The organism is Erythrobacter sp., assembly GCF_035194505.1.
GTDB lineage: Bacteria > Pseudomonadota > Alphaproteobacteria > Sphingomonadales > Sphingomonadaceae > Erythrobacter.
Window position 1 is genome coordinate 1593741 of the sequence record NZ_CP136573.1, and the last position, 12581, is coordinate 1606321.

Genomic DNA, 12581 nt, shown 5'->3' on the forward strand with positions numbered 1-12581 from the left:
CTCAACGTCACCTGCTCCCTCCAATTTAGCCCTTCAAATACGATTTGGTTCGGGGAAGGGATCGCTCCAGACTGAGCCCATGTCCGACTTGACATTGACGTGCCCCCCCCCTGAAATGTGCCCGATTTCTGGTAGAGTCCGACGTCAAGTGCACTGCTACCCAACCTTGGACCGCTCGGGTCTGGAGTTTTCCGCCTTGCTCAGGTCCGGTGGGCTGGCAGGGTGTGCCCTCGCTCGATGCCAGGCTCGCGCATCAATCTTCGCCCTCGAAACGCATTGTTAACCATCTTCAGTAATAGAGTGTGGTTAACGGCCGGAAGCCTCCCCGTTAGCGGGAATGCCGGTGAGAGAAATGAGGGGCAATAATGCGTATTCTGCTAATCGAAGATGATCAGGCGACCACTCGGGCGATCGAACTGATGCTCACGAGCGACGGCTTCAATGTCTACTCGACCGACCTGGGAGAAGAGGGCCTCGATCTGGGCAAGATGTATGATTACGACATCATCCTGCTCGACCTGAGCCTGCCCGACATGCACGGCTACGACGTACTCAAGAAGCTGCGTATCGCCAAGGTGCAGACGCCTGTGCTGGTCCTTTCGGGCAATTCGGAGATGGACGCAAAGTTGCGCAGCTTCAGCTTTGGCGCTGACGACTACGTCACTAAGCCGTTCCACCGCGAAGAACTGATTGCCCGCATCCACGCCGTGGTGCGCCGTTCGAAGGGCCATTCGCAGTCGGTCATCCGCACCGGCAAGCTGGCGGTCAATCTCGATTCCAAGACGGTCGAAGTTGATGACGCGCGCGTGCACCTCACCGGCAAGGAGTATGCGATGCTGGAGCTCCTCTCGCTTCGCAAGGGCACCACGCTTACCAAGGAAATGTTCCTCAACCACCTATATGGCGGGGTGGATGAGCCGGAACTCAAGATCATCGACGTGTTCATCTGCAAGCTGCGGCAGAAGCTGAGGCTGGCCTGCGACGGTGATAGCTACATCCAGACAGTGTGGGGCCGAGGCTACCAGCTGTTCGATCCTCAAGAGCAGGCCGCGGCGGCCTAGCCCCTCCCGCCCCCGCCGATCGAGGCGCCGCGCGCCGGTCTCGCTGGCCTCGATCACACGGCGCTCCGCGGAAACGCTCAGCCGCGCGCGAGGGCAGCACTTGCCGTCGCGCCCGGCGGCCGACTGGCTTGCGCTCGTAGCGCCCTGAAGTCCCAGCCCTTCTCAAATCATAACCTCAAATCTGTGCCATTCGTGCTGACCGAGCACATGGTAGCTCCCGCCGCTGACATGCGGGTACTTGAGCGCGTGTCACACTTGCTGAAGGGCAGTGAAGTCGTGCGCTGAGCATTTTTACCGGGGGCGCACCGTCGCAAAGTCACTTAGCCTTCCGCAAAAGAACAGGGAGAGGTGATCCTGATGCATGACGTGATTATTCGGGGCGGCAGGATCGTCGATGGCTCGGGCGGCACGCCGTTCATTGGCGACGTGGCGTTCAAGGACGGGGTGATCACCGGGGTGGCCCCGAAGATTTCCGGCGCGGCGCGCCGCGAGATCAATGCCGAGGGACACATCGTCACCCCTGGCTGGATCGACATCCACACGCATTATGACGGCCAAGTCAGTTGGGACGACGAACTCGCGCCCTCCTCCCACAATGGCGTCACCACCGTGGTTATGGGTAATTGCGGCGTCGGCTTTGCACCTGTGCGTCCGGGGCAGGAAAAGGAACTGATCGAGCTGATGGAGGGGGTGGAGGACATCCCCGGTACTGCGCTCTATGAAGGGATCGAATGGGGCCGCTGGGAGAGCTTCCCCGAATACATGGATTATATCGCCTCGCGCACTTACGCGATCGATGTCGGCGCGCAGATCGCCCACGGCGCGGTGCGCTATTATGCGATGGGCGAGCGTGGCCGCACGAACGAGGACGCGACGCCTGAGGAGATCGAGCATATGGCCGATCTCGTCGAGGAAGCTATCGCCGCAGGCGCGGTGGGCTTTTCCACCTCACGCACCATCGGTCACCGCGCGCTGTGGGGCGAACCGGTGCCGGGCACATTTGCACCAGAGGAAGAACTTCTCGCCATCGCGCGCCGCTTCAGGAAGCTGGGCAAGGGTGTAATCGAGGCAATCCCGGCGGGCACCGTGGGCAAGCTCGAAGCGCTCGGCGGTGAACGCAGCGAACCGCTGGCGGAGCTCGAACTGTTCCGCCGCATATCGGAGGAAAGCGGCCGCCCGCTCACCTTCACGCTGGTCGAAATCCGCGAATATGCGCCTGATCTTTGGCGGCAGATGCTGGACCGTTGCCGTGAAGCGAACGAAAGTGGCGCGCACCTCTTCCCGCAGGTACCCTCGCGCATCATCGGCTTTATCCACGGCCTTTCAAGCTACCACGTCTTTATGCGTCGCCCGACTTATCTCGCAAAGATCGCGCACCTGCCTCTTGCTGAGCGCGTCACGGCAATGCGCGATCCCGAAATCAAGCGCCAGATCCTGTCGGAACGGGATGTGCCGCATGAAGCGCCGGGGTCAATGCAGAACGTCTACGGCCTATTCCGGCGCGGCGCTAACAGCCTCTATCCACTCTCCGAACCGATCAACCTCGAAGCCGACAAGTCCGCCTCCATCGGCGCGCGGGCCAGGGCAGAGGGGCGCGATGCGCTCGAATATCTTTACGATGTGATGCTGGAGGACGAAGGCCGCACGTTCCAGGCCCTGACGCAAGGTGATCAGCAGAAAAGCCTTGCCGTGTTGGAAGAGATGCTGCGCCATCCCGATACCGTCACTGGCCTGAGCGATGCGGGCGCGCATGTCACACTGATCTGCGATGCAACTATGCCGACCACCCAGCTCAGCTACTGGACGCGCGACCGCAAAAGCGGGCCCACCCTGCCGCTGGAATTCCTCGTCCATAAGCAGACCGCGCGCAATGCCGCACTCTACGGCTTCAGCGATCGCGGCCTGCTGCAAGCCGGCAAGCGGGCTGACATCAATGTCATCGACTACGCCGGCCTCACCGCCTCCCCCCACGTGGCGCACCACGATCTCCCCGCAGGCGGCACGCGCCTGATGCAGCCGGTGAAGGGCTATGCCGCCACCTTCTGCAACGGCGTGATGATCCGCGAGAACGACGCGGACACTGGCGCGCGGCCGGGGCGACTGGTGCGCAGTTGAAAGCAGAAGAGGCGCTGCAACGGAACCAGAGCAGATCCCAATAAAAAATGACCCCGAACTTCCCATAGGAGGCTCGGGGTCAGTTAGGAGCCAGGAGCTCCTCGGGTCGCACTCCTGATTTGCATGGCAGGTGCCAGCGCGCATTGATCTGCGTCAAACGGATGCCCCCGCTGGCTCCATTGAATGATGTAATACCAATGCCCAATGAGCTTGACTCATCGGGCATTGGTATGAGTTCGCATCTCTCGTCCCCTCGCCCAATGGGCCTATGGTGCTCGCAATTAGTCCCGGCGGTAGCGCGTACGCAAAATGCGCGGGCGCAGAAAGACTATGTCTGTCCCCCGCGCAGTCCGACCAATTTGCGCTCCCACGCCAGCGCGTGGACGATAATCGTGTCGAGATCGGCATGAGCAGGCTCCCAACCGAGGGTCACTTTGAGCAGTGAAGGGTCGGAAATCAGCGCATCGGGATCGCCCGCGCGGCGCCCCTCGATCCGGCGCACCAGCCAGCGATTCGTCACACGGTCGACCGCGTCGAGCACCTCCGTCACCGAGAAGCCCCGGCCATAGCCGCAGTTCATGGTGAGCGAGCGTGTGGGCTCGGCCATCAGCGCCTCGAGCGTCAGCACATGCGCCGCCGCCAAATCGCTGACATGGATATAGTCGCGAACGCCCGTTCCGTCGGGCGTGGCGTAGTCTGTGCCGAACACGCTGATAGCTTCACGCAGGCCTAGCGCTGCCTCGATCGCCACCTTGATGAGATGGGTGGCGCCATCAGTCGATTGCCCACTGCGCGCCTGAGGATCAGCCCCGGCGACATTGAAATACCGCAGCACGCCGTAATTCAGTGGATGAGCTGCGGCGACATCAGTCAGCATCTGCTCGGTCATCAGCTTCGACCAGCCATAGGGATTGATCGGGCGCTGCGGGGTGTCCTCGCTGACTGCGGCGACATCAGGAATGCCGTAGGTCGCTGCAGTAGAAGAGAAGATGAAGTGCGGTACGCCCGCATCGACCGCAGCTGCGATCAGCGCGCGGCTCTTGGCAGTGTTGTTGTGGTAGTACTTGAGGGGGTCGGTGACGCTTTCGGGCACCACTATCGAGCCTGCGAAATGCATAATCGCTTGCGTGCCCTGCTCGGCGAAAATCCGCGACAGCAGATCCGCATCCGCGATATCGCCCTCATAAAGCGGCACGCCATCGGGAATGGCGAAGCGGAAGCCAGTCGACAGGTTGTCAATCACAGCTACCGGCCAGCCAGCGTCTACAAGAGCCAGCACTGCATGGCTGCCGATATAGCCCGCACCGCCGGTCACAAGCACGCCAGGTTTTGGCTGAGACATCATGGAGCGCGGCCCTATCACGTTAATGGTTCACACCCAGCGGGCAATTGTATGTTCCAAAACACGATCCGCACCTTGGAAACGGTTGCGAAGCACAAGGGCCCAGCGTGGTGCGAATTCAACCGATCTGCAATCTTCTAACTTTGAGGTGCGCCTCTTCGCCGAGCATCTGGCATTGTCGCTGCCCCCTGAATTGGATAGGATCCTGGTTAGCGATCTGCGAATGGCCCGCGCAGGATCCCAGTCCCGATAGCGCGAAGGCATTTGCATGAGAGTTCTGATTACTGGCGCAGACGGACAGCTCGGCGGCGCGTTATTGCGCAATGCGCCCAGCCATGCCGATCTTAATGCCATCGATGTCGATGATGTTGATTTCACCGATCTGGGCATGCTGCGAGCCCGGCTCGTGGTCGAGGCGCCCGAGGTCATCATCAATGCCGCTGCCTGCACCAATTTCGATGCGGCGCAGCGCGACGAGGGCCTCGCGCGCGAGGTCAACGCCGACGCCGTCGCTGTTCTGGTAGCGGGGATGGCGGAGACCGGCGGCAAGCTCGTTCATGTCTCGTGCGATTGCGTGTTCGATGGGGCCGCCACGCGTGCCTATCTACCCGATGATGCCCCCAATCCTCTGTCAGCCCTCGGTCGGACCAAGGCCGCCGGCGAGGCCCATTTGCGGCCACAAGACCTTCTGGTCCGCACATCCTGGCTCTACGAGGCAGGCGGCACGAATTTCGTCCGCGCTATGATCGCGCAGATGCGCGAACGCGACGAAGTTGCGGCGGCCTCAGACCAGATGTGCTCACCGACTTGGGCGACGGGCCTAGCGCGCACGATTTGGGCACTGATCGAGCGGCAGGCAGCCGGGATATTCCATCACAGCGATGTAGATATTGTCAGCAGATACGACTTCGCTTGCGCTCTTGCCGAGGAGGCTTTGGCCTTGGGACTACTCGACCGGGGCCCTACGATCAGGCCGATCCCTGCTGAGGACGCACAGGCATCCCCGCGTAGTTCACGCTTTTCACCCCTTGACTGCGGTGCCACACGGGCTTTCCTTGGCGACGAGGCTGGCGAGTGGCGCACCAACCTGCGCCTTATGCTGCAAGCGGAAGCGCAGCTTGGCTAATCTGCTCGTTACCGGCGGGGCCGGCTTTATCGGCGGCAACTTCGTCCACTACTGGAATGCGCATCACCCCGACGACAGGGTTATCGTGCTCGACGCGCTGACCTATGCCGGCAACCGCGCGACGCTGAAGGGCGCGACCAATGCCGAGTTGGTCATCGGCAATATCATCGACACGGCCTTGGTCGAACGATTGCTCCGCGAGCATGACATTGCCACGATCGTACACTTCGCCGCCGAGAGCCATGTCGATCGCTCGATCAGCGGACCCGACGCTTTCATCGACACCAATATCCTCGGCACCCACAGTCTTCTGAAGGCGGCCCGTTCTGTGTGGCTCAAGGGCTCGGGCATGCCGCACCGCTTCCACCACATTTCGACCGACGAGGTGTTCGGCTCATTGGGTCCTGAGGATCCTGCATTCAGCGAGACGACGCCCTACGCGCCGAACTCGCCCTATTCGGCTTCCAAAGCGGCCTCCAATCACCTCTTGCGCGCCTATCATCATACCTTTGGCTTGCAGGTTACGACCAGCAATTGCTCCAACAACTACGGGCCTTACCAGTACCCTGAGAAGCTGATCCCGCTGTTCGTGCTCAATGCGCTGCATGGGCGAGACCTGCCGATCTATGGCGACGGCATGAATGTGCGCGACTGGCTGCATGTCGAGGATCACTGCCGCGGCATCGAGGCGTGTCTACTGCGCGGCAAGCTTGGGGAGACCTATAATATCGGCGGAGGGGCGGAACTGCCCAACCTCGCCGTCATCGACGCTATATGCGCCGCAATTGACCGCGCCTTTGCCGATGTTGAAGGGCTGGCCGAGCGCTTTCCGGATGCGGCGGCGGCCAAAGGACGCAGAAGCGAGGAATTGAAGGTTGTCGTGCCAGACCGGCCTGGTCATGATCGTCGCTATGCGATCGAGGCCACAAAGGCACGCCTCGAACTCGGATTCAGGCCGCAATGGGGTTTCGAGGAGGGTCTGCGCCAGACGCTGCGTTGGTACCTTGATCATAAGGACTGGTGGCGACCGCTCATGCAGTCCCGACACGAAAGTTGCGCCTTGTCATGAAAGTTTCCTCCAATCTTGGCCTGTGACGTGATGGGGTGGTCGGGCCCGGCACCGAGGTAGTTGTGTAAGACGCGGCTGTAGGAAGCCACGTCTAGAGCGGTTTTCGACCGTTCTGAATCGCAGAGGGATTCCCCTTCTCCGCGAATTCTGATTCAGGATCTATGCTGGTGAAGGAGGCCAGCATGGATGGGTCAGCCTCTCTCTTTAGATTTGCGTGTCCGTCTGCTGGCAGCGGTTGATGATGGGATGAGTTGCCGAGCTGCGGCAGCCCGTTTTGGCGTTGCACCTTCGACGGCGATCCGCTGGCACGCCCTGCGGCGTGAGGCGGGTGACTTTGCTGCCAAGCCCCAGGGTGGCGATATGCGGTCGCATCGGGTTGAGGAGCGGGCGTCGGACATCCTGGCCGTTTGGGAAGCGCAAAAGGATACCACGCTTGTCGAACTGCGGTCGGCGCTCGCTGAAATGGGTCTGGCCGTCTCCGTCGCCGGGCTTCACCGCTTCTTTGCGCGCCGGGGCATGACGCGCAAAAAAAGACTGGCCATGCTATCGAGCAGGACCGCCCCGACGTCCTGAGGCAGCGGCAGCGCTGGTTCGACAGTCAGCTCAATCTCGATCCCGAGCGCCTCGTTTTCATCGATGAGACGTGGACCGCTACCAACATGACCCGCAGCCATGGCCGCTGTCCGAAGGGCGAGCGGCTGCGCATGGGCTTCCCGCACGGGCACCGCAAACCTCTTGCACCGCGGGGGCCGTCCACACACGGCTTGCGACAGCCGCATCTTATACACCTCCCTCCGTGCCGGGGCCGTCCACCCCATCACGTCAGGTTGATCGAACTCGGCGCTAGCCGTACCTTGCTGAGTGCGGCGGTCTATTGCATGCCCCTGATGAACCGGCAGCGCTGAGCTCAGACACCTGCGAGGATCGCGGCGATCCTTCGGCTGGCGGTTCCATCGCCATAGGGATTGTGCCCTCTCGCCATGTTCTCGTAAGCCTGCCGGTCATCGAGCAGCCGCGCGGTTTCAGCGAAGATCCGTCCCGAATCAGCCCCGACCAGGCGTGCGGTACCGGCGGCAACCCCTTCGGACCGCTCGGTAGTGTCTCGCATCACCAGCACCGGCTTGCCGAGGCTGGGGGCTTCCTCCTGGATGCCGCCGGAATCGGTCAGCATGATGTCGCATGCGGTCATCATCGCCACGAAATCGAGGTAGTCCAATGGCTCGATGAGCGCGATATTGGGCGAAGCTGACAAGGCTGGGCGCATGACTTCAACGACATTGGGATTGGGGTGCAGCGGATAGATGATCGCTACATCCTCCCGCGCGGCCAGAGCGCGTAGCGCGGCGGCAATTTCGTGCATGCCCGTGCCAAAATTCTCGCGCCGGTGGGCCGTGACAGCGATGATGCGCTTGCCCTTGAAGCGCTCCCTCAACGGTGCCACCACTGAAGCCAGAGCCGGATCGGTCGCGATCCGCGCGCGGGCGAACAGCAGGGCGTCGATCACGGTGTTGCCGGTGATGTGGATCGCGCTGTCCGGCACGTTCTCGGCCCGCAACGCGGCGGCGGCGGTCTCGGTCGGGGCGAAGTGGAGATCGGCCACGGCGCCTGTCACCTTGCGGTTCACCTCCTCGGGCCAGGGTGAATAGATGTCGCCGCTCCTGAGGCCGGCCTCGATATGGCCCACCGGAATGCGGCGGAAATAGCAGGCCAGCGTCGCCATCATGGTGGTGAGCGTGTCACCGTGGACCAGCACGCGATCGGGCTTCAGCGCATCCAGCGCTTGACCGAAGCGGGTGACGATTCCGGCGGACAGGGCATCGAGGCTTTGCCCCGGCTGCATCAGATCGAGATCGATATCGGGCGTGATCCCCGCCATCGCCAGCACCGAATCGAGCATCTCTCGATGCTGCGCTGTCACTGCGACCCGCACATCGAATTGCCCCGTTTCGCGCAGCGCGAAGACCACCGGAAACATCTTGATCGCTTCGGGACGGGTGCCGAAGGTGACGAGGATGCGGGGCTTCCCGCCGGCACCGCTCATCGCCGCAGCATGCCCCTCGTGTCGAACACCAGCTTGCCCGCGAGATCATCGGGGCAAAGATGCTTGAAGGCGGTGTGATCGACCAACACCACCACAATCTCCGCCGTCCGAAGGGCCGCGTCAAGCGTCACCAGCTCGGCGCCGGTTCCCGCCAGACCGGCCGGCATATCCTCGGTGAAGGGTTCGACCACAAGGATGCGGTTCCCGTGGAAATGCGCCAGCGCCTCGGCGATTTCGAGCGCCGGGCTTTCGCGGAAGTCGTCGATGTCGGGCTTGAAGGCGAGGCCCAGAAGCGCGACCTTGCCTTGCGGAGCCGCGTCGAGCAGCGCGCGGATACGGGCTTCGGTGTGCACCGCCTTGTGATCATTGACCTCGCGCGCGGTGCGCACCAGCCGCGCGGCTTGCGGCGCGCCGGCGACGAGGAACCACGGGTCGACCGCGATGCAGTGCCCGCCCACGCCGGGGCCGGGCTGGAGGATGTTGACGCGCGGGTGGCGGTTGGCGAGACGGATCACGTCCCACACATCCACCCCGATCACGTCGGCAATCATCGACAGCTCGTTGGCGAAGGCGATGTTGACGTCGCGGAACGAGTTTTCGACCAGCTTCACCGTCTCGGCCACGCGCGCGGTGGTGTAGAGGCAGTCGCCCTTGACGAAGCTGGTATAGAGCACCGCCGCCCGCTCGGCGCAGGCCGGGGTGACGCCGCCGATCACGCGGTCATTGTGCACCAGCTCGTTAACGATCCGGCCCGGCAGGACGCGCTCGGGGCAATAGGCTAGCGCAATGTCGGCTTCGTCGGTGGAGCCGTCCCGCGGGACGACCAGATCGGGCCGCAATTCGCTGATTATCGCCGCCACGCGCTCGGTGGTGCCGACCGGCGAGGTGCTCTCGACGATCACGCAGGCCCCGGGGAGGATCTTGGGTGCGATCGCCCGGGCGGCGGCCTCGACGTAGGAAATGTCGGGCGCATTGCCTTCACCCAGCGGGGTGGGGACGGCGATCATGTAGAAGCTAGCGGTCGGCACCTCGGTCGAAGCGACCAGGGTCCGCGCGGTGATGGCGTCATGCACCAGCTTGTCGAGATCGCGCTCCTCGATATGCACGCCGCCGGCATTGACGGTCTCGACCACGCGCTCGGAGACGTCGACCCCGCAGACATTCCAGCCATAGCTGGCGAGCAGCGCCGCCGTCGGCAGGCCGATGTAGCCCAGCCCGATCACCGCGACCTGATGGTCGGGTGCCGGATGAAGGCCAGCCTCGATGCCGAGCGCGGCGGCAGTCTTGAAAGGAGCATTCATTGTGTCACGGTCCCGCGTTTGCGAGCGGGACCATGGCGGCAAAGCCCTTAAAAACGCGTTAGGCTTGCCGCTTGTTTACCACGCGCGCGGCGGCGGCATCATAGCAAGCGCTTGATCAAGGCCATGGCAGCGTAGCGTTGAATCGCTCGCCCGCACACGAACTTTCTGATAGCCCTTCCACACAACGCGATCGCCCCCGATAATGCTGGCAAACTCATGCCAAGGCGTATTGATCATGACCCATGTGCCCACTGCCGCATGCCGATGGACATGATGCGCCATGGCTGATTGACGAGGTTGTTCCAAGCGAAGCAGCAGTGGTCTACGATGTCATCGTAGAATTTGAAGATGCTGTTCGACAGCCAGTTATCGCGCATGGACTGCCAGACGTTCTCGACCGGGTTGAGCTCTGGGCATCGCGGCGGCCGCGGCAACAGGGTAATGTTAGACGGCACGACCAGCTCGGCAGAACCGTGCCATCCAGCCTGATCAAGTATGACCACGGTACGAGCGCCGGGCGCTCCGTGGAAGGCGATTTCTTCGAGATGCATGCTCATTGCTTCACTGTTGCAACAGGGCATGACGATCCCAGCAGCTTTGCCTTCGGCAGGGCAGATTGCACCGAAGATCCATGCCGAGGAACGCTGCCGCGATCACAAAGTGCGGATGATGCCCGAGAAGTCGGTCGCCGCGTTATCCTTGGCAAAGGCCTCGTAGATCGCGCGGGCATGATCGCCCAGTTCGACCTTCGCGCCCGCCGCCTGCGCCGCTTCCATCGCCAGCTTGAGATCCTTGAGCATCAGACCGGCCGCGAACCCGCCCTGATAGTCGTTGTCCGCCGGGGTCTTGGGGCCGACGCCGGGGACGGGGCAGTAAGAGGTCATCGACCAGTTCTGGCCCGAGGAGACGCTGGAAATGTCGTAGAAGGTCTGCGGATCGAGCCCGAGCTTCTGCGCCATGGCAAAGGCCTCGCAGGTGCCGATCATGTGGATCGCGAGCAGCATGTTGTTGCAGATCTTGGCCGCCTGACCGTTCCCAGCCGTCCCAGCGTGGATCACCGCCTTGCCCATCGCATCGAGGATCGGCTTGGCGCGGGCGAAAGCCTCGTCGCTGCCGCCGACCATGAAGGTGAGCGTGCCGCCCGCCGCCGCCGCGATCCCGCCCGAGACCGGTGCATCGACCATCTGGTAGCCGTGGGCCTCGGTGACGGAAATCACCTCGCGCGCGGTGGCGACATCGATGGTCGAGCAATCCAGCAGGATCGCGCCTTCGGGGGCGTGGCCGATCACGTCATCCCAGTAGACCTGTTTCACAATCGCGCCGTTGGGGAGCATCGAGACGACCGCCTCGGCCCCTTCGCAGGCTTCCTTCGCCGTGCCCAAGGTCGCGCACCCTGCCTCGCGCGCGGCGGCGAGCGCGGCTTCGCTGAGGTCAAAGGCGCGGACCTCGTGTCCCGCCTTCACAAGGTTTGCAGCCATCCCGCCGCCCATATTGCCGAGGCCGATAAAGGCGATTTTCATGAGATGCCTCTCCCTTCGTCATTGCGAGCGACCGAAGGTCGCGCGGCAATCCATGGCGCAACCTTGCCGTTCTGTCGGTCCATGGATTGCTTCGTCGCTGCGCTCCTCGCAATGACGAGTTTTGGCAGGCCTACCGCCCCTTCCACTGCCCTTCGCGCTTCTCGATGAAGGCGGCCATGCCTTCGGCCTTGTCCTCGGAGGCGGTGAGGATCTGGAAGATCCGGCGCTCGACGATCAGGCCCTGATCGAGGGTCATCTCGAAGGCCGAGTTGACCATTTCCTTGTTGGCGATGGTCGCCATCGGCGGCATGGCGGCGATGGTGGCAGCCGTTTTGAGGCTCTCGGCGACCAACTCCTCATGCGGCACCACGCGCGCGACAAGGTTGCTGCGCTCGGCCTCTTCGGCGCCCATCATCCGGCCGGTCAGGCACATTTCCATCGATTTCGACTTGCCGATCGCACGGGTCAGCCGCTGAGAGCCGCCCATGCCGGGGGCGACGCCCAGCTTGATTTCGGGCTGACCGAACTTAGCCTTGTCGGACGCGATGATGAAATCCGCCATCATGGCAAGCTCGCAGCCGCCGCCGAGCGCAAAGCCGTTGACCGCCGCGATCCACGGCTTGCGGGTCTTCTTCACGATTTCGCTGGTCCAGGGGCCAAAGAAATCGTCGAGGTAGAAATCGGCTGCGGCCTTTTCGCTCATTTCCTTGATGTCGGCGCCTGCGGCAAAGGCCTTGTCGCCGCTGCCGGTGAGGATCGCGCAGAGCTGCGTGCTGTCGGCAGAATAGACGCCGAACGCGTGGATCAGTTCTTCGAGCACCTTGGAATTGAGCGCGTTCAGCGCCTGCGGTCGGTTGATCGTCAGCAGCGTGACACCCTTGGTGCCATGGGCGTTGGCCTCGGCGGTGATGGTTTCGTAGGTCATTCTGTTACCCTCATCACCCCTGCGCTCGCAGGGGCTTGTGTATCATTGCGGCTTTGCACGATTGCCTAGCGGGTTTCCCGC

The 12581-nt window shown here is 62.7% G+C and carries 9 protein-coding genes and 2 pseudogenes; 5 read left to right on the forward strand and 6 right to left on the reverse strand.

Annotated elements, in window-relative coordinates; translation table 11 throughout:
* The first annotated feature begins 365 nt into the window (after nt 1–365).
* Both ctrA and RSE14_RS07940 read left to right on the forward strand, forming a co-directional pair.
* Entirely contained in the window at nt 366–1061 is a 696-nt protein-coding gene (gene ctrA / locus RSE14_RS07935) for a response regulator transcription factor CtrA (RefSeq protein ID WP_324072497.1), read from the forward strand.
* A gap of 357 nt (nt 1062–1418) precedes the next feature.
* Nucleotides 1419–3176 (forward strand): N-acyl-D-amino-acid deacylase family protein, encoded by a 1758-nt coding sequence (locus RSE14_RS07940; RefSeq protein ID WP_324072499.1) that lies wholly within the window; start codon nt 1419–1421, stop codon nt 3174–3176.
* 328 nt (nt 3177–3504) lie between these two features.
* Here RSE14_RS07940 and galE read toward each other — a convergent pair whose 3' ends face one another.
* Nucleotides 3505–4518, reverse strand: coding sequence for a UDP-glucose 4-epimerase GalE (galE, locus tag RSE14_RS07945; RefSeq protein WP_324076873.1), 1014 nt, complete (start codon nt 4516–4518; stop codon nt 3505–3507).
* 268 nt (nt 4519–4786) lie between these two features.
* On the opposite strand from galE, the gene rfbD reads away from it, so the two are divergent.
* The 3 genes and pseudogenes from rfbD to RSE14_RS07960 all read left to right on the forward strand — a co-directional run.
* Entirely contained in the window at nt 4787–5644 is an 858-nt protein-coding gene (gene rfbD / locus RSE14_RS07950; RefSeq protein WP_324072501.1) for a dTDP-4-dehydrorhamnose reductase, read from the forward strand.
* Entirely contained in the window at nt 5637–6713 is a 1077-nt protein-coding gene (gene rfbB / locus RSE14_RS07955; RefSeq protein ID WP_324072505.1) for a dTDP-glucose 4,6-dehydratase, read from the forward strand. Before rfbD ends, rfbB begins: the two co-directional genes overlap by 8 nt.
* A gap of 186 nt (nt 6714–6899) precedes the next feature.
* Nucleotides 6900–7444 (forward strand): annotated as a pseudogene (locus RSE14_RS07960) (helix-turn-helix domain-containing protein); the annotation flags it as partial.
* Nucleotides 7445–7620: 176 nt separating this feature from the next.
* Here the strand turns inward: RSE14_RS07960 and wecB are convergent.
* The 5 genes and pseudogenes from wecB to RSE14_RS07985 all read right to left on the reverse strand — a co-directional run bounded on the left by wecB (nt 7621) and on the right by RSE14_RS07985 (nt 12500).
* Complete coding sequence (wecB, locus tag RSE14_RS07965) at nt 7621–8754, reverse strand: non-hydrolyzing UDP-N-acetylglucosamine 2-epimerase (RefSeq protein ID WP_324072506.1); 1134 nt, start codon at nt 8752–8754, stop codon at nt 7621–7623.
* The gene (gene wecC, locus RSE14_RS07970) at nt 8751–10055 is read right to left on the reverse strand and encodes a UDP-N-acetyl-D-mannosamine dehydrogenase (protein WP_324072508.1); all 1305 of its coding nucleotides are present in this window, start codon (nt 10053–10055) and stop codon (nt 8751–8753) included. The genes wecB and wecC overlap by 4 nt, the downstream gene beginning before the upstream one ends.
* A gap of 233 nt (nt 10056–10288) precedes the next feature.
* Nucleotides 10289–10693 (reverse strand): annotated as a pseudogene (locus RSE14_RS07975) (transposase); the annotation flags it as partial.
* Nucleotides 10694–10708: 15 nt separating this feature from the next.
* The gene (mmsB, locus tag RSE14_RS07980; protein WP_324072509.1) at nt 10709–11575 is read right to left on the reverse strand and encodes a 3-hydroxyisobutyrate dehydrogenase; all 867 of its coding nucleotides are present in this window, start codon (nt 11573–11575) and stop codon (nt 10709–10711) included.
* 130 nt (nt 11576–11705) lie between these two features.
* Nucleotides 11706–12500 (reverse strand): enoyl-CoA hydratase-related protein, encoded by a 795-nt coding sequence (locus RSE14_RS07985; RefSeq protein WP_324072511.1) that lies wholly within the window; start codon nt 12498–12500, stop codon nt 11706–11708.
* Between the last annotated feature and the right edge of the window lie 81 nt (nt 12501–12581).